The 17,633-nt window shown below is 34.0% G+C and carries 14 protein-coding genes and 1 tRNA gene; 4 read left to right on the forward strand and 11 right to left on the reverse strand.

Going from position 1 to position 17,633, the window contains the following annotated elements; all coding sequences use genetic code 11:
- Window positions 1-16: 16 nt before the first annotated feature.
- The 6 genes from ACNQGN_RS03975 to ACNQGN_RS04000 all read right to left on the reverse strand — a co-directional run bounded on the left by ACNQGN_RS03975 (window position 17) and on the right by ACNQGN_RS04000 (window position 10,125).
- Window positions 17-2,284, reverse strand: a complete 2,268-nt coding sequence (locus tag ACNQGN_RS03975) for a helix-turn-helix domain-containing protein (RefSeq protein ID WP_417986558.1) — start codon at window positions 2,282-2,284, stop codon at window positions 17-19.
- 288 nt (window positions 2,285-2,572) lie between these two features.
- Complete coding sequence (locus tag ACNQGN_RS03980; RefSeq protein ID WP_417986559.1) at window positions 2,573-3,139, reverse strand: OmpH/Skp family outer membrane protein; 567 nt, start codon at window positions 3,137-3,139, stop codon at window positions 2,573-2,575.
- A gap of 245 nt (window positions 3,140-3,384) precedes the next feature.
- Window positions 3,385-4,233 carry a class I SAM-dependent methyltransferase gene (locus ACNQGN_RS03985; protein WP_417986560.1) on the reverse strand — a complete coding sequence of 283 codons (849 nt, stop codon included), beginning with the start codon at window positions 4,231-4,233 and terminating at the stop codon, window positions 3,385-3,387.
- Window positions 4,234-4,395: 162 nt separating this feature from the next.
- Window positions 4,396-6,267, reverse strand: coding sequence for a tRNA uridine-5-carboxymethylaminomethyl(34) synthesis enzyme MnmG (mnmG, locus tag ACNQGN_RS03990; protein ID WP_417986561.1), 1,872 nt, complete (start codon window positions 6,265-6,267; stop codon window positions 4,396-4,398).
- 139 nt (window positions 6,268-6,406) lie between these two features.
- Window positions 6,407-6,826: an rRNA maturation RNase YbeY gene (gene ybeY / locus ACNQGN_RS03995; RefSeq protein ID WP_417986562.1), complete on the reverse strand. Its 420-nt coding sequence runs from the start codon at window positions 6,824-6,826 to the stop codon at window positions 6,407-6,409.
- On the reverse strand, window positions 6,823-10,125 hold the full coding sequence (locus tag ACNQGN_RS04000) for a hypothetical protein (RefSeq protein WP_417986563.1): 3,303 nt from the start codon (window positions 10,123-10,125) through the stop codon (window positions 6,823-6,825). Before ACNQGN_RS04000 ends, ybeY begins: the two co-directional genes overlap by 4 nt.
- Window positions 10,126-10,279: 154 nt before the next feature.
- Here ACNQGN_RS04000 and gltX point away from each other — a divergent pair, with 154 nt between their 5' ends.
- On the forward strand, window positions 10,280-11,791 hold the full coding sequence (gene gltX, locus ACNQGN_RS04005; RefSeq protein WP_417986564.1) for a glutamate--tRNA ligase: 1,512 nt from the start codon (window positions 10,280-10,282) through the stop codon (window positions 11,789-11,791).
- Window positions 11,792-11,822: 31 nt separating this feature from the next.
- Here gltX and ACNQGN_RS04010 read toward each other — a convergent pair whose 3' ends face one another.
- On the reverse strand, window positions 11,823-12,464 hold the full coding sequence (locus ACNQGN_RS04010; RefSeq protein WP_417986565.1) for a porin family protein: 642 nt from the start codon (window positions 12,462-12,464) through the stop codon (window positions 11,823-11,825).
- A gap of 79 nt (window positions 12,465-12,543) precedes the next feature.
- Between ACNQGN_RS04010 and ACNQGN_RS04015 the strand changes: the two genes are divergently transcribed.
- Window positions 12,544-13,530 (forward strand): SPFH domain-containing protein, encoded by a 987-nt coding sequence (locus ACNQGN_RS04015; protein ID WP_417986566.1) that lies wholly within the window; start codon window positions 12,544-12,546, stop codon window positions 13,528-13,530.
- A 30-nt stretch (window positions 13,531-13,560) separates the two neighbouring features.
- On the opposite strand, the gene ACNQGN_RS04020 is transcribed toward ACNQGN_RS04015, so the two are convergent.
- From ACNQGN_RS04020 to ACNQGN_RS04035, 4 genes are all read right to left on the reverse strand, one after another.
- Window positions 13,561-13,833 (reverse strand): DUF6327 family protein, encoded by a 273-nt coding sequence (locus ACNQGN_RS04020; RefSeq protein ID WP_417986567.1) that lies wholly within the window; start codon window positions 13,831-13,833, stop codon window positions 13,561-13,563.
- Between the two features lie 3 nt (window positions 13,834-13,836).
- Complete coding sequence (locus ACNQGN_RS04025; RefSeq protein WP_417986568.1) at window positions 13,837-14,187, reverse strand: phage holin family protein; 351 nt, start codon at window positions 14,185-14,187, stop codon at window positions 13,837-13,839.
- Window positions 14,188-14,227: 40 nt separating this feature from the next.
- On the reverse strand, window positions 14,228-14,557 hold the full coding sequence (locus ACNQGN_RS04030) for a YtxH domain-containing protein (protein WP_417986569.1): 330 nt from the start codon (window positions 14,555-14,557) through the stop codon (window positions 14,228-14,230).
- 305 nt (window positions 14,558-14,862) lie between these two features.
- Window positions 14,863-16,965 (reverse strand): glutamine--tRNA ligase/YqeY domain fusion protein, encoded by a 2,103-nt coding sequence (locus tag ACNQGN_RS04035; protein ID WP_417986570.1) that lies wholly within the window; start codon window positions 16,963-16,965, stop codon window positions 14,863-14,865.
- A gap of 122 nt (window positions 16,966-17,087) precedes the next feature.
- On the opposite strand from ACNQGN_RS04035, the gene folB reads away from it, so the two are divergent.
- Window positions 17,088-17,447 carry a dihydroneopterin aldolase gene (gene folB, locus ACNQGN_RS04040; RefSeq protein WP_417986571.1) on the forward strand — a complete coding sequence of 120 codons (360 nt, stop codon included), beginning with the start codon at window positions 17,088-17,090 and terminating at the stop codon, window positions 17,445-17,447.
- A gap of 104 nt (window positions 17,448-17,551) precedes the next feature.
- Window positions 17,552-17,622, forward strand: a tRNA-Cys gene (locus tag ACNQGN_RS04045).
- Window positions 17,623-17,633 lie beyond the last annotated feature (11 nt).

Below are 17,633 nucleotides of genomic sequence, written 5' to 3' on the forward strand. Positions count from 1 at the left end.
GACCGTTTTTTTTTATCTAATTCAAACTCGCTTTATACATTCTGGCCTCTTCCCAAGAAAATTTATGACCATGTTTTTCCATCAAAGCATTTAAGGATTCTTCTTTGTATCCCGCAAAAGCAAGTGCTAAATCCTGTATTTTATCCTCGGGTAAAACCTCAGAAACGGAAACTGCTTTTGTTTGTATTAATTTTACAAAATGCCCGTAAATCGTTTGTTTGGTAAGCACTCTGATTATCGCAATATCTTCTATCGATTTCTTATCTATCCACAATTCATACGTTTCCTGAACCGTTGATTTTTTTGGTTCTGCTTTTGCTTTCTTTTTTGAAGTATAGCGCTCCAAGTCTTTCTCGTCTTCAATCAGCGTGATATTTACTTTCTTGAATTGATTTTGAATGGCTTCTGTTTTTCTGCTGATGTATTTTTTTATTTCGTCCGATGTCAATTTCTCTTTCGAAATTGTTTCACCTGAAACAACCGTTTCTATTAATAATTTAGCTTTCATTAATCGCAGAACCGCTTTCGTTTGCAATTCTTCCAGAACTATTAATTCATCATAAAACGCCTTTACTTTCTTAATGCGTTTTACTTCTTCGAGTTTCCAAAGGATTTCAAAAACCAAATCGTCCATTGGTTTTAAAAAATAGCTGAATGCGGCTTGAATTCTTTCTGAAACATGATTCAAATCGACAGTTTCCTGAGCAAAAAGCTTGTTTAATTGTGCAATGAATTTTTTAGATGGGTGCACAAGCTGCTCGATGCTTTCCGTTTGCTTTCTGGCCCAAGCTTCATGCTTGGATTTCTCCGAACTTTCCGATTTTTCATTATAACTGAATTTATGATTACGCCATTCCTGAGCCAAATCATCCCACTCAAACGTGTTTATCAGATAGTTATGGATGAAATTTTTGGTTTCAAAGTGTAGTGCTTTCTCTAAATACTCCTCCGAAGCTTTATTTAATGAATAATCCATTACATCCTGATCATTAGAAATACCATTCATTCGCAGCGGAGAAAGCAAAATAAGACCTTCTAAGGATCGCAAACGCGACAATGCTACATAAGCCTGTCCTGGAAGGAAAACTTGCGAAACATCAAGCGCAGCTTTATCAAAAGTCAATCCTTGGCTTTTATGCACCGTAATTGCCCATGCTAATTTTATTGGATAATGTACAAAAGTTCCCAAGACCTCTTCTTCGATTTCTTTAGTGGTTTCATCTACTTTGTAGCGAATATTCTGCCATTCGTATTTTTCGACTTCTATGGTTTTGTTTTCTTCGGGAAAATGTACAAGGATTTCTTGACTGGAGAGCGATTTTATAACGCCCATTTTTCCATTGAAATAGTTTTTATCAACAGATAAATCGTTTTTTACAAACATGATTTGCGCTCCCACTTTTAATTGTAGTTGCTGTTCCACGGGAAATATTTTTTCAGGAAAATCCCCTACAATATCTGGTTTGTAAATCACTAACTTTCCTTCTAACTCTTCCAAAGCCTGCGCATTCATCGTATCTGCTTTGTTGTTGTGCGTAGTTAAAGTGATATAGCCCTTATTTGCTTTTAAATCAAAATCCGGTTGCACGTATTGGTTTAACGTTTGAATGTCTTGCTGCGAAATCTGGTTGTTGCGTAAATTATTCAACACAGCGATAAACGAATCATCTGTCTGGCGAAAAATTTTGGACAATTCAATGTACAGTGGCGGATTATGCTGGACTACATGCGAATGGAAAAAGAATTTCCCTTTGTAATACGTTCTTAAAGTTCGCCATTCTTCATCCCTAATTACCGGTGGCAACTGCAACAGATCACCAATAAACAATACTTGAACTCCACCAAAAGGACTGCTCTTTTTCCGAACGGTTTGCATCATATAATCCATAGCATCCAGTAAGTCCGCACGAAGCATACTGACTTCATCAATAATCAACAACTCCATATTGCGAATCACGGACTTCTTCAAACCGCTCATTTTGAAATGCCTCCGCAAAGTGGCTCTGGTTTCAAACTTCGTACTTTCTGAAAATTGAGGTGATGAATTGTCAGGAATAAATCCTCCGAAAGGCAACTGGAACATCGAATGTATCGTCACGCCCCCGGCATTTAAAGCCGCTATTCCTGTAGGCGCCACAACAACCGTGTTTTTGTGTGTGGTCTGGATAATTTCCCGCAAGAGTGTCGTCTTTCCTGTTCCTGCTTTCCCCGTGAGGAAGACCGATCTATGCGTTTCATTGATAAATCGTAAGGTGTACGCTGCAGCTTCAGAGATTGTTTGCATTAGTTGTATGTGTAAAAAGCTAAAATATTGAAAATATGGTTTGTATTTTAATTTTTAGAAAACATTTTTTGTTAATAATTACAATGTTTCTAAACCCCGACAGTGGCAAGAATACAAGGTTCTAAATATTTTTTTTCAACTGAAAAAGAGCCATCCACAAAAACTCTATCTATGGATAAAAAAAAAGTAAACGAGAGCTTTTTTAGCGCAGTGCATGAAATGGCTTCAAAAAAAATGCCTCCAATCTAAATTTAGACGAAGGCATCCTTTTGAATTAATATGAAAAAATTATTTTTTAGCTTCCGTTTTTTCTTCCGTTTTAGCAGGTGATTTGTATTTCTCATTTAACAATTTGATAATTTCTTTTGTAATGTCAAATTTGTCTTCTGCGTATAAAATAGAGGCAGCATCTCCTGTACCGTAGATGTATGCGTATCCTTTTTCTTTACCATATGCTTTGATGAATTTTTTCACACCGCTTACTAAAGAATCCATTTCTTTTCCGCTTTCTTGTTGTAATTCTTGAGACAAAGCTTGTTGAGCATAACTTAATTGTTGCTCTCTTTTTTGCAATTCAGCACCTTTTTGTTGTGCCCAAGCCTGACCATTTGCCTGTGCTTGACTTTGAAAATTAGCTGCTTCTTGCTTAAATCTTGCGATTTCAGCTTCTAATTGTCTACCTTTTTCTTCCGCTTTTGCTTTATATTTTGCTTCAAGGTCTTTTGCCTCTGTATATTCTTTCATTAATTCAGAAGTGTCTACGTAAGCTGTTTTTACTTCCTTAACTGCTTCTGCTGGTTTATTGCAAGCAACAAGTGAAATTGAAAGTGCGATAATTACTAATGCTTTTTTCATTTTGATGAATTTCTAATTTTTAAGTATTGGTGACAAAAATATAAAAAAATAAATAGCATTGCCTAAAAGTTTAAAAAATGCTAAATATTTATGATATAAGATTTTATTATTATGATTAATGAATGTATAATTTATTACTATTAAAAACGACCCTCATATCCTTTAAATAAACTAATTACTTTAAAAGCCCGAAAGTCACCCTCGATTTTACCAAAAAAAGCGCTTAAATACGCTTAAAATGAGTTTTAGCTGTTTTTTAGGATGTAAATGTGTGAAGAAAACTCAAAATTCTTTCTGGCTTCCCAATTCGATTGCAATCCGACAAAAAAGGCTTTAATAAAATTCATTTTGCCTGTTTTATACTTTTCTGATAGTAAGCTCACATAAAAAGAATCAAACTTCATCGGAAGTACTTTTACCAATTGCATTTCTTCTTTTTCAAAAAGCATTTTTATGGCTGTCTTGGAAAAATGCCAAAAATGAATCGGTACATCATACGCTGCCCAAAACTTTCCATAATGTTTCGCATCGAAAGATTTGAAGTTTGGAACAGCAATAATTAAAGTCCCGTCTGGTTTTAACAATCGTTTCAATTCTTTTATTTGGTTATCCAAATTAGGAACGTGTTCTAAAACATGCCACATCGAAATCACGTCAAAAGAATGATTATCTAATTCGCTCGTTTCGCCAACAAATGAAACGCCTTTCTTTTTTGCAATAGCCTTTGCTTTTTCGCTTGGCTCCACTCCGATTGTATGCCAACCACTTTCCTTGGCAACTGATAAAAAATCTCCTGTTCCGGCACCAATATCCAATATACTACCTTTATTAGTGTGCAGCGAATTAATTAAATTCAATTTGTTTTTCAGCGCGATACTTTTTACAAAATGATATGCTTTTTCAAATAAAGATCTTTTGCTGTCTGTATGAGAAATATAATCTACACTTTCATAATACCTTCCTAAGTTTTCTAAACTAGGTTGAGGAGATGTAATTAACATATCCAAATCTTCGTCATGATACAAATCGAAAATTTCTTTAGAAACGGAATAATCTTTAACGGTTAAAAAAGGCTGTTTGTTTGAAATGTCCATTAATTAATGTCGCTTTTATATTTTAATTTTAAACCAAACCCTGAAAATACAATATTATTTTCAGGGTTGAATTGTTTGTTTTTTCTTAATTCCTAACTACAGCACGGCTTTACACAGTAGTTTCACGTGGAACAAATTGATCTTTATATTTAAATCTAAACCTTAACGTCCCATATAAATTAACAACACCGAAACATCACTTGGTGAAACACCACTGATTCTTGATGCTTGGGAAATTGTTACTGGACGAATTTTACTTAATTTTTGCTTTGCTTCTATTGACATGGATTTGATTTTATCATAATCAAAATTTTCAGGGATTTTTACATCTTCCAACCGAAGTAGTTTATCTGCATTATTTCTTTCTTTCTCGATATAACCAGAATACTTTACTTGGATTTCCGCTTGCTCCAAAATTTCTTGATCCAAATCGTTCTCCGCAACGTAAGCCGCAACCTTTTCAAATTTCATGATATCTTCCAAATCAATTTGCGGACGCGAGAATACTTTAAACATTTTATCCCCTTGCGTAATCAGTGCTGTATCTTTTGATTCTAACACAGGATTGGCTTCCGCAACTGAAACACTCGTTTCTTTGAAGAAAGCCACCATTTTTTCAGATTCGTTTAATTTGTGTTCCATTCTGCGTAAACGCTTTTCTGAAGCCAAGCCTATTTCATGAGACATCGGCGTTAATCTGAAATCGGCATTATCCTGACGCAATAGCGTTCTGTATTCTGCACGAGAAGTAAACATTCTATAAGGCTCTTCTGTTCCTTTAGTTATCAAATCATCAATAAGAACTCCGATATAAGCTTCATCTCTTTTCAAAATTAACGGTGCTTTTTCATGCACTTTTAAATGCGCATTTATTCCAGCCATCAATCCTTGAGAAGCCGCTTCTTCATATCCAGTAGTTCCGTTAATCTGCCCCGCGAAATACAACCCCTCCACCAACTTTGTTTCTAGCGTATGTTTCAATTGTGTCGGCGGGAAATAATCATATTCAATTGCATATCCGGGACGAAAGAATTTTACTTTCTCAAATCCAACTACAGAACTTAACGCTTTAAACTGAATATCCTCAGGAAGCGATGTTGAAAAACCATTAACATATACCTCACACGTATTCCATCCTTCTGGTTCAACAAACAATTGATGTCTTTCTTTATCAGCAAAACGATTTATTTTATCTTCAATTGACGGGCAATATCTCGGTCCAAGACTTTTTATTCTTCCATTAAACATTGGAGAACGATCAAAACCTTCACGTAAAATATCGTGAACCTCAAGAGAGGTATACGTCATGTGACACGACTTTTGATGAATCAAAGGCGAAGTCACGTCAGAATACGAAAACTTGTCCGGCTTCGCATCTCCCTTTTCTTCATTCATTTTAGAATAATCCAAAGAACGTCCATCCACTCTGGGAGGCGTTCCTGTTTTCATTCTTCCCGACTGAAAACCCGCATTAACCAAATCTTCGGTAATTCCATAAGCAGCACTCTCTCCTGCTCTACCTCCACCAAATTGCTTTTCACCAATATGAATCAACCCGTTCAGGAAAGTTCCATTGGTCAACACAACCGATTTAGCTTTTATTTCCACCCCAAGAGAAGTACGAATTCCTTTTATTTTTCCATTCTCGATAATCAAACCTTTAACCATTTCCTGGTAAAAGTCCAGATTTGAAGTTCCTTCCAACATCATTCTCCACTCCTCTGCAAAACGCATGCGATCACTTTGAACTCGTGGCGACCACATCGCAGGACCTTTAGACTTGTTCAGCATCTTGAACTGGATGGCAGTTCTATCCGATACAATACCTGAGTATCCGCCAAGAGCATCAATCTCACGTACAATTTGACCTTTTGCAATTCCACCCATCGCGGGATTACATGACATTTGGGCAATGTTCTGCAAGCTCATTGTAACCAATAAGGTTTTTGAACCCAGATTTGCAGCTGCGGCAGCAGCCTCAGAACCAGCATGGCCTGCACCAACAACTATGACATCATATTCATTTAAAAACATCTTCTTATGTAATTTAACCCCTATAGGATTGTAATTTTGAAATCTATTTTTGTTCCACGTGAAACATCTTGTAATAACCTTTTAATTTCAAACCGTATGTTCCACGTGAAACACTTTGAAATTGAACCACAAAAACACCCTATTGTTCCACGTGAAACATAGCTATTTTTTCATCCTCTTTAGAGCGCATCAAAAGTTCTTCTGCTTCCCCTTTATCCTTGTATCCGCAATAATGTAAAATCCCATGAACTAATACACGCTTTAATTCTTCTGCAAAAGAAACCTTGAAATCAGCCGCATTGTCCTTAACTCTCTCAACGGAAACAAAAACATCGCCATGTAATTCATTACCCATAGAATAATCAAAGCTGATTATGTCTGTTAACGTGTCATGATTAAGATACTCCAGATTGATCTTATGTAAATATTCGTCGTCACAAAAGATATAATTTATCTCTCCTTCTTTTTTATTTTCTGAGGCAATAACATTTCCCAACCAAGCTGCAATAGCTTCTTCGTTGTCTAGATTAAAGTCAGATTCGTAATTAAAATTGATCATTTTTTATTAAAATATTCTTGAACCTTTTGATTAAAATTCGACCGCAAAGGTAAGGATTGTCTATTTAATATTTCAATGCTATTCAAATAATCTAATAACGCAGCTGGCAGTGCATTAGATTGATTGTTAAATTGCTTTTTATTAGTTTCAGACTGACGTCTATTTTCCTCTCCTTGCTGCTGAACAGCTGAATTCAATTTCAACAATTCCTGTTTAACATTCAATATCTTTTGCAGCGTTTCGTTCTTAAAACCTTTGTTCAACAACTGCTTTTCAATCTGCTTCATTTGCTCCAAAACGCTTTGTCCATCTCCGCCTATACCTTGTTTATTAAGTTCGTTTTGCAAAGCTTCGCGCAATTGCTTTTGTTCTTTATAAATTTCCATTATCGCCTGTGCATCTCCTTCACCGCCATCTCCTTCCTGGTTCGCTTCTCCAGGTTTTTCTGATTTCTCATCTTGCCCTTTTTTTCCATCTCCTTGCGCCTCTCCTTTCTTTATTCCCTCCTTCATTTTAGCACCAAGACCTTCTTGCTTTTTAATAATATCCGGCAATTGCATTCCTTTTCCCTGACCAGGTTTCGGTTTGCCGGCACCCGTTCCTGACATTTGCATTTGCATATTATTTAGCATGTCACTTAAGAAATCTGCTAACTTATTAGCTGCAGAAATAGTGTACTGTTGGTGTGACAATCCTTTTGGCACTTGACCCTCTGTTAAACTAGCTAAAGATTTATCAACGTTATAAATCACATTACCAATTTCTTTAGTGATATCCTCTGCAATTTTAGGATTTCGCAATGACATCGCAAATAAACTATCATCAACATGCTTGAACTGTTGCTTTAGATCCTGCTGAATTTTTATGTTTTTATTAAAAGCCGGAGAACCCGATTTGTGGCTTTTGAATTGGTTCATCAAATCTTCCTGAGACAAAGAAAAAGCTAACAAATTATCTAAAATTTGTCGCAACATTTCAACATCTTCCTGCAATTGTTCTATAGCTGCACCCTCCAAACTTTGTGCCATTTTTTGCGACATCTCTTTCATCTTCTTAGCCGCATTTTTTTGATTAGGTTTCGCTTTTTCTTTTTGTCCTTTCTTTAATTCTTCCGATGCTTTATTCAAATCATCACCAATGCTTTTTTCCTTTGCAGCATCATTTGGAAGATCGATAGGCGTTTTTAATTCCTTATTTTCTTTTTCCAAATCACTTAAATCCTTCTGTATTTTATCAAACTCAGAATTGATATCCTCTTGTTTATCCAAACTATTTTCTTTATCTTCATTAGATAATTTTTCTTCTTTTTCAGAAAGTTTGTCCAGTTTATTTCCTAATTGTTCCGCTTTCTTTTCTATATAATATTTCTTGGTCAATTCAACCAACTGCTCTAAATTCTTAGTTTGATTTCTACTGTTTTGTTTAAATTTATCCAACTTAGACAACAACTCCTCGTTCTGAATTTTATCATTCAGTTCTTTCAACTCGTCTAAAAGTTTTTTATTTTTTTCTAGGTCTGCTTCGGATTTACTCATTCTTTTTTGAAGCTCTTTTTTTAATTCCTCTTTTTTATCGGTTTTAAAGTGCTCCAAATTATCATTCATCTTTTTTGTGAATTCTCTCATCAAGTCATCCTGTTTCATTTGGCGCTTGATAAAATCATTAACTTTTTGTTGGTCTTTAAAATCTAGGTTTTCTTTCTGTTTTCCCGTTTTCTGCAACTTCTCCATTTCAGAGATTTGTTTATCCTGATTTTTTAAAGACCGTTCTAAACTATTGATATTGTCATTTTGCTGCTGCAAAATCAAATCCTCCTTCTCTTCATCGGTAGCTACTCGATTCGAGAAAACGGAGGACTTTGAACTCTTAAAATTATGAATTGCATCATTATCAAAAACTTCAAAATAATAATCATAGGACACGCCCTGCTCTACAGGAAGGTTACTTGGAAAAGAAAATACAAATTGATCAACAGCACCTTTCTTAATGGCAATTGTTCCACGTCTGACAGTTTCTGGCTTGTCTCTCTCGTAATAAACAATCTGAAGTTTAGACAATTCATAATCATCTGCAATTTGACCTAAAACATAGCTCTTAGCAACCTTCAAGCTATCAGGCGCATTATGTACATTAATCGTTGGCCACTGATCTTTAACGATGGTAAGCTGATAATTAAGTTTTTCGAAATTTTTCACCTTATAATTTGAAGTAATTATTTGGTAATCTGTATTTTGCAGTATATATTTAGATAAAGAAAAGGTGCTTTCTGTCTTTAAAAAAGTAAAATTAGACCTGTCCTCCACCCAATCCACTTTATCTGTCGCTTGTGTATGCATTTTCCAAGTTACACGAGTTCCCTCTGGAATAATAGCGTTACCAGTACCTTTAATTTGCTCCGCTTTTTTATTCAAATAAGACGGATAGTTCAATTGCATTTCGAAATTAGCAATCGATGGAACCGTAATTACTTTCAATTCGTAATCCGACGAAGAAACTGCATTTCCCTCCACGTGGAACAAAATATTTTCAGAAGGTTTTAGAATTTTAAATTCAAACACACCTCTCTTAGTGCTTTCCATAAAATAACTTTCCTCACCTATGAAAATCATTGCATTCTCCGGAACGACTTTTCCTTCCGTTGTAACACGAAGTATAAAATCCTTACCTTGTTCAGTTTCCAGATTCCTATTTAAAATCACAAATTTAAAAGGAGCCGGAGGTAAAAAAGCCGAATTGAAATGCACTACTCTATTCAAACTTTGTGAAATCACACTGCTGTTTCCAGAAAAATAAAAAAAGGCTAAAAACAAAATAGGAATAATTGCTAAAGGTAAATATTTCTGATTTGTATTGAAATTTATGGCATTGCCAAATGGTATCGGTTGCAACGCATTTGCTTTTTGTTCAATTGATGCTACTAATAATTCCGATTTGATTTGATGTTCAGCAGGATTCGATAATTGAAGGAAATTTGTCAACTTGTCACTTACTTCGGTAAAATGATTTCCAATAATAGCTGAGGCTTCATTATAATCAATTCCTTTTTGGAGTCTTAATAATTTAAATATTGGAAATATAATAAATCGGGTTAACAAGTAAACTTCCACCCCTACAAAAACCCAAAATAAAATAGTTCTTCCCATTGGCTTAAGCCATAGAAAATATTCCACAAAAAGCGTAAAAAGAAAATACAACAATCCTAAACCGATAAAGAAAATAGTTCCTCGTATCAATACGTTTGTGTAAAACTTCCTAATGAAAGCTTCCAATTTTATATAAATCAACTGTTGCGTTTCCAAAATCTATGCTTTGTTTATTCTAACCAATAAAAGTAATAATTTAAATGAATAAAGAAATGTTAAAAAGCATCAAAGGATTAGTGTTGTATTATCTTATTTTCAAATAATCCAATTGATTACTCGAATTTGTATCTTCGCAAAAAAATTTACAGCAATGTCTAAACAAGTTCGGGTGCGTTTTGCACCAAGTCCAACGGGACCTTTACATATTGGCGGAGTTCGTACCGCATTATTCAATTATTTGTTTGCCAAAAAAAACAATGGAGTTTTCTTCTTGAGAATTGAAGATACAGATCAAAATCGTTTTGTTGAAGGTGCCGAAGAATATATCATAGAAGCGTTGGAATGGCTAGGAATTCCGCCAGATGAGACTATTGGTAAAAATGAAAAATTTGGTCCATACCGCCAAAGTGAAAGAAAAGATATGTACCAACAATATGCTGCTGAATTAATAAATTCTGGTGATGCATATTACGCTTTTGATACAACTGAAGCTTTAGACGCTTATAGAAAACAAGAGGAAGAACAAGGAAAAACATTTATATACAACCACCATAACAGAGAAAAACTGGATACTTCATTAGTAATTTCTGCACAAGAAACTGCCAAAAGAATAGCTGATGGTGCTGCTTATGTGATTCGTTTTAAAACTCCGGTTAATGAAACCTTGCATTTGCATGACATTATTCGTGGTGATGTTAAATTTGAAACTAGTGTTTTAGACGATAAAGTCTTATTTAAAAGCGATGGAATGCCTACCTATCATTTGGCGAACATTGTGGATGATCATTTAATGGAAACTTCGCATGTAATTCGTGGTGAAGAATGGTTACCATCGATGCCTTTGCATGTTTTATTGTACCGCGCTTTTGGTTGGGAAGCACCCCAATTTGCTCATTTGCCTCTGATTATGAAACCCGTTGGAAATGGAAAATTATCCAAACGCGATGGTGACAAAATGGGATTTCCTGTTTTTCCGTTAGATTGGAAAACCGCAGAAGGCGTTTCATCTGGTTACAGAGAAAAAGGATTCTTTCCAGAAGCAGTTATCAACTTTTTAGCGTTATTAGGCTGGAACGACGGAACCGATAAAGAATTATTCACGTTGAATGAATTAGTTGAAGCATTCGATTTAAGCCGTGTGCATAAAGCCGGAGCTAAATTTGATCCGGAAAAAAACAAATGGTTCAACCATCAATACTTGATTAAACAGAAAGATGAGGATTTGGCGAACGCCTTTGCTCCTATTATTGCTTCGAAGCATATTGTTCGTGATTTTTCTTTCGTAGAAATAACAAAAATTGTTTCTTTAATAAAAGAACGTGCTCATTTTGTTTCAGAATTTTGGGAACTAAGTGATTTCTTTTTTCTGGCTCCAACATCTTATGATGAAAAAGCAAGCAAAAACTGGAAAGCAGAAACACCGGCATTAATGCAGGAATTGATATCTGTTGTTGAAGAAATAACTGATTTCAATTCTCTTAATATCGAAACAATTGTAAAAGATTGGATGACAAAAAATGAAATTGGAATGGGTAAAGTGATGCAACCGTTTCGCCTCAGTTTGGTTGGAGCGCTAAAAGGCCCTCACCTATTTGATATCGTTGAAGTAATTGGGAAAGATGAAACGATTACTAGAATTCAAAAAGCAATAGCAACCTTATAAAGTTAGAAAAGCCTCCATTTGGGGGCTTTTTTTATAAATAAAGAATCAAATTTCCATTTATAATTCCTGGATTTCCTTTTAAATTTACTCCTAAATTTTTATTGTTCAAATTTTCAAGCATATTGGTAATACCATACTGATACGAAATACTAGCTCTAAAATGGCGAACTCCAAAAGTAATCCCAACTGTTGGATAAAAATTAAACTTGGAAATATCCACAATATCTTTAGCAAGCAACGTGGTTCCTGAAATTACATTATTCTCGTTTTCGGCAGCTACTTTAAATTTTCCATTTATCTGAACTAACGGTCCAAACTCAACACTCAAAACATTCTCGATAAGTTTATAACTCAACTGCAATGATATTTGAGCAGAAGCCAGTTTATAATTTACATCTTCATTTGATAAAAAAAGGCTTCTTGTAGCTACTGAAAAATTATTTTCACTAAACTGCATCGCATAAACCATATCCCAATTGTTATAGAAATTCCCTCGCATAGAAAGTCCGGCATTCCATCCTATAGCAGGTTTAGTATGGAAATCATTTGTATTCAAAGTAAATTGATTCACTCCAAAACTAATACCAATTCTATTAGAATCCCTATAATCATATTGAGCAAAAGCAGTTACGGAAATTAAAATAAAAACTAAAGTAAGATATCTCTTTTTCATAAAATTAAATTAAACAAACACAAACCTAAAGTTTTTTTGTAATTTAACAGTAATTTTTTTAACTAATCTATTTTTTACTATGGACATTCCATTAATTATTTTTCTTGTATTCGGACTATTTATTTTCCTCTCTGCTTTTTTTACTGTCAAACAGCAAACCTCTGTTGTTGTTGAACGATTCGGAAAATTTTTAAGTATTAGACAATCAGGCTTACAACTTAAAATTCCTCTAATTGATAGAATTGCAGGACGTGTAAATTTAAAAATCCAACAGCTTGATGTTATTATCGAAACCAAAACCAAAGATAACGTTTTTGTGAAATTAAAAGTTTCAGTTCAGTTTATGGTGGTAAAAGAAACGGTTTACGATGCTTTTTACAAACTGGAATATCCACACGATCAAATCACTTCTTATGTATTTGATGTCGTTCGTGCTGAAGTTCCAAAACTGAAATTAGATGATGTTTTTGAAAGAAAAGATGACATAGCCATTGCTGTAAAAAGGGAATTAAACGAAGCGATGACCACTTATGGTTATACAATTATCAACACCTTGGTAACCGATATCGATCCGGATATTCAGGTGAAAAATGCGATGAACAGAATTAACGCAGCAGATAGAGAAAAAACCGTTGCGGAATTTGAAGCTGAAGCATCAAGAATTAGAATTGTGGCTAAAGCCAAAGCTGAAGCAGAAAGTAAACGTTTACAAGGACAGGGTATTGCTGACCAAAGACGTGAAATTGCAAGAGGTCTGGTAGAAAGTGTAGACGTTTTAAATAAAGTGGGTATAAACTCTCAGGAAGCTTCGGCTTTGATCGTAGTTACGCAACATTATGATACGCTACAGGCTATTGGTGCAGACACTAATTCTAATTTGATTTTATTACCCAATTCTCCTCAAGCCGGAAGTGATATGCTCAATAACATGGTAGCTTCATTTTCTGCATCAAATCAAGTAGGTGAAATGATGAAGAAAAAGAGTAGAAAGTCAAAACCAAAAACAGATGAGCATTCCCCTTATCAATCTCCACAAGAGCCAGAGAATCCTGAAATAGAACTATAACAATGCTGGTTGTTTAAAAGAAAAAGAGGCTTAACTGCCTCTTTTTCTTTTAGATAACCAATTTTTTACAAATGGCACCGCCTTATTAAGTATAAAAGGAAGCGCCGTTGATACTATGGTTCCGTAAGGAATTGCAGAACTATACGTTCCTATTAAATCACTTACAATGTTTTGGGGTGTAAAGCTCTCTTTTGTTTTCTTAACACCAAAAACTAATTTTTGATAACTGATTTCCTTTTCAATCTTTAAGATTTCGAGCTCTCTTTCAATTTGAGCATATGAAGAATACGTTTTGGCTTCCATAATTTAGTCGTTAAAAAATATTTCTGAAAATCTTTCCATTATTGACCCTTCAACGATTTTGTCTTTAATTAAAAATAAAAAAGCTGTTACAATAAGGTAGACGCCACCGATTATTAAAAATCCTAACGGATAACTATCTAAATAATTACCTACTGCCAAAGCTCCCGCTATAGAACAAAATAACAAAACCATGCCAAAACACAAAAAAATCAATGTGAACTTAAGAATCATGGTGGTAGACTTCATTGCTACTTTAAAACCCCATAATTTATAATACGAGACATTGCTTTCTATGAAGGCTTGCACTTGTTCTTGAATATTTTCCGTATTTTCTTTTAATTCTTCAAAAGCCATATTTTTGTTTTTTAGTACCCATTACGAAAAGCAACTAATATTATTTTTGAAGTTTGGCATTTTTTTCTTTCAGTTCCGCCAATTTAGTTTCTAAAAAAGAAATCACATCTTCCGCTTTATGACTCACATTCGAAATCATATCTTCATAAGTATCTTGCAAATTATTTTTATCACAAGAAAATGTGCTTTTCAATTCATTTGATGCATTTTCGAATTTATGTTTTAAATCCTTTTTTGCATCATCATAACCATCTTTAAATTTTTCTCTTGTTCTGGAACCTTTATCAGGAGCAAACAAAATTCCTATTCCAGCTCCAATGGCTGCACCTGTTAATAGAGCGATTAATGTATTCCCTGCGTTGTTCGCCATGATATTCAATTTTTGATTGTTAATAATCTAAAATTACGGATTTTATTAACATATTGCTGTTAACAAGCAGTTAATTTATTTTAAACAAGGCTAAAAAGCGAAATAAAACACGCTGTTGAAACAAATTTACATCAAGCATATACAAACTCGTAAAACTAAAAAAAAGGCTTTAAATTTAATTTATTTATGTCTTTTTTAATTGATAAATTTTATAATAAACTAAATTTTAATAGAAATTGACAATAATAAAAAAAGCGCCTTATAAAAGCGCTTTTCATTGTTTATATCTATACTTAATATTATGCTTAAAATTTTAGGCTATTTAATACTTCCAATACTTTTTCATTTTTTTCATTCGCTGTCAATTCTGAAAGTTGTGATTCGAAAAGAGTAAAATTATTCAAATCATTTTGTAAATTCTGAATAGCTAAAATTCTAACGGCAGCCATTTGACTTTTTAAAGACATGGCATATAATTTTGTCAATGATTCTTCTTCAATATCTTTTATTTGTACTTTATCCGAATGATGCAAAACCAAATTAGAGAACAACAATGAGTTATTATCATTCTTAATATTTTTGACTATAGTATGAATAATCAAACTGTAATTATCAATACTTTTTATGTTGGCAACAATGCTCTTTAAAACCAAATTAGCATTGTTGTCGTCTTTTTCTTTTACATATTTATTGATCTCTTTCTGGGTATTCATCAATAAATTTTCTTCTTTCTTGCCTTTTTCTTCCCAAGCATCTTTCAATCCAACAGTTTTATTAAAGACAATTTTTCCTTCAGTTGTATCATTATCAACATTGAAATAACCCAAACGTTGAAATTGGAATTTTTCTCCCGATTTTACCGCTGCTAGACTTGGCTCAACAAATCCTTTTACAATTTGCAAAGAATCAGGATTCATAAACTCCAAGAAATTCTTCTCTTTATGACTGTCCGGAGCTTCATCAATAAATAAACGATCATACAAACGAACTTCAGTTTCTAAAGCATGTTTTATAGAAACCCAATGCAGGGTACCGGCCACTTTTCTTTGACTGGCTTCACTCCCACTTCCGCTTCGGCTGTCTTCATCATAAGACACATGAATTTCAATAATATTTCCAACGGAATCTTTTATAACACTTTCTCCTTTAATAATATAGGCATTTTTAAGACGCACTTCTCTTCCTAGACTTAATCGGAAAAATTTAGATGGAGCTTCTTCTAAAAAGTCTTCTCTTTCAATAAATAATTCTTTTGAAAAAGGTACTTTTCTGAAACCAGCACTTTCATCTTCTTGATTATTTTCGGCTTCTAACCATTCTTCTTTACTTTCAGGATAATTTGTAATCACCAATTTAATGGGATCCAAAACTGCCATAACTCTTGGCGCTGTCTTGTTTAAATCCTCCCGTAAGCAGAACTCTAAAAGTGAAAAATCTATAATATTTTCTCTTTTGGCAACACCTATAATATCACAAAACTTACGAATAGAATTCGCAGTATATCCTCTTCTTCTTAACCCGGAAATTGTAGGCATTCTTGGGTCGTCCCATCCATTTACAATATTCTCTTGAACCAATTGCAAGAGTTTTCGTTTACTCATCACCGTGTAATTCAAGTTTAATCGAGCAAATTCGTATTGGTGTGGTCTCACTTTATCTGAATCATAAATCTGTTCTAAAAACCAATCGTATAATTCACGGTGCATTACAAACTCTAATGTACAAATCGAATGTGAAATTTGTTCGATATAATCACTTTCCCCGTGCGCATAATCATACATTGGATAAATATTCCAATCATTTCCTGTTCTGTGATGATGACGGTGTAAAATACGGTACATCAAAGGATCACGCATAAGCATGTTCTTCGAAGCCATATCAATTTTAGCACGTAAAACATGACTTCCTTCTGGGAAATCCCCATTTTTCATTCCTTCAAATAAAGCTAGATTTTCTGCAACAGAACGGTTTCTAAAAGGTCCATCAACTCCAGATTGTGTCGGCGTTCCTTTTTGAGCAGCCATATCTTCCGAAGACTGACTGTCTATATAGGCTTTTCCATTCTTAATCATGGCAACCGCCCATTGGTATAACTGTTGAAAATAATCAGAAGAATACAATTCTTCTGTCCAATTAAATCCCAACCATTTCAAATCTTCTTTGATCGCATCTACATATTCCTGTTCCTCTTTAGCAGGATTCGTATCATCAAAACGTAAATTAACTGGTGCATTGTACTTTAGTCCCAAACCAAAATTCAAGCAAATAGATTTAGCGTGACCAATGTGTAAATACCCATTAGGCTCCGGTGGAAAACGAAAACGTAATTTATCTTGCGGAAAACCATTCGCTAAACTGTCTTCAATGATTTGTTCTATAAAATGGAGTGATTTTTCTTCGGTTGACATTTTTTTGTTTAATTTTAGCAAAGATAAAAAATAGATTTTAGATAAATAGACTTAATAAATATAGATATTAAATCTTCACGGATTGTAAAATAGTATTTATCTAACACTACAACAGTAAAAAAATGGGATTTATAAAACTAAAAAATATCAGAACCTACTCCTACCATGGTTGCCTGATTGAAGAAGGAAAAATTGGTTCTGATTATTCAGTTGATTTAAAAGTAGAAACAGATTTAAGAAGATCATCAATTACTGATAATCTTGTTGACACGGTTGATTATGTGCTTTTGAATCAAATAGTCGTTGAAGAAATGGCTATCAGAGCGAACTTATTAGAACATGTTGCACAACGCATTATCACTAGAATTTTGAAAGAAGTTCCAGAAATTTCAAGAGTTATTTTAGGTGTTTCAAAATTAAATCCACCTATTGGTGGTGACGTCGAAGCAGTTACAATAGAAATGGAAGAATACAGAAGTTAATTTAAAAGCTTTCAAAAAAATTAAAAAAATCTTTTTTGAAATTTTTAAACTTTAAACTTTTAAACTATAAACTTTTTAAGTACTTTTGCCATCCGTTCAACTACGGCGTCGTGGCCGAGCGGCTAGGCTGGGCTCTGCAAAAGCTCCTACTCCGGTTCGAATCCGGACGATGCCTCAAAAACCTTC

This window comes from Flavobacterium rhamnosi, assembly GCF_048286515.1.
In the GTDB taxonomy this organism is placed as follows: domain Bacteria; phylum Bacteroidota; class Bacteroidia; order Flavobacteriales; family Flavobacteriaceae; genus Flavobacterium.

Bases quoted from the DNA above. Each gene is read 5' to 3' on its own strand.
- ACNQGN_RS03975 (WP_417986558.1), bottom strand. From the start codon at position 2,284: ATGCAAACAATCTCTGAAGCTGCAGCGTACACCTTACGATTTATCAAT.
- ACNQGN_RS03980 (WP_417986559.1), bottom strand. From the start codon at position 3,139: ATGAAAAAAGCATTAGTAATTATCGCACTTTCAATTTCACTTGTTGCT.
- ACNQGN_RS03985 (WP_417986560.1), bottom strand. From the start codon at position 4,233: ATGGACATTTCAAACAAACAGCCTTTTTTAACCGTTAAAGATTATTCC.
- mnmG (WP_417986561.1), bottom strand. From the start codon at position 6,267: ATGTTTTTAAATGAATATGATGTCATAGTTGTTGGTGCAGGCCATGCT.
- ybeY (WP_417986562.1), bottom strand. From the start codon at position 6,826: ATGATCAATTTTAATTACGAATCTGACTTTAATCTAGACAACGAAGAA.
- gltX (WP_417986564.1), top strand. From the start codon at position 10,280: ATGTCTAAACAAGTTCGGGTGCGTTTTGCACCAAGTCCAACGGGACCT.
- ACNQGN_RS04010 (WP_417986565.1), bottom strand. From the start codon at position 12,464: ATGAAAAAGAGATATCTTACTTTAGTTTTTATTTTAATTTCCGTAACT.
- ACNQGN_RS04015 (WP_417986566.1), top strand. From the start codon at position 12,544: ATGGACATTCCATTAATTATTTTTCTTGTATTCGGACTATTTATTTTC.
- ACNQGN_RS04020 (WP_417986567.1), bottom strand. From the start codon at position 13,833: ATGGAAGCCAAAACGTATTCTTCATATGCTCAAATTGAAAGAGAGCTC.
- ACNQGN_RS04025 (WP_417986568.1), bottom strand. From the start codon at position 14,187: ATGGCTTTTGAAGAATTAAAAGAAAATACGGAAAATATTCAAGAACAA.
- ACNQGN_RS04030 (WP_417986569.1), bottom strand. From the start codon at position 14,557: ATGGCGAACAACGCAGGGAATACATTAATCGCTCTATTAACAGGTGCA.
- ACNQGN_RS04035 (WP_417986570.1), bottom strand. From the start codon at position 16,965: ATGTCAACCGAAGAAAAATCACTCCATTTTATAGAACAAATCATTGAA.
- folB (WP_417986571.1), top strand. From the start codon at position 17,088: ATGGGATTTATAAAACTAAAAAATATCAGAACCTACTCCTACCATGGT.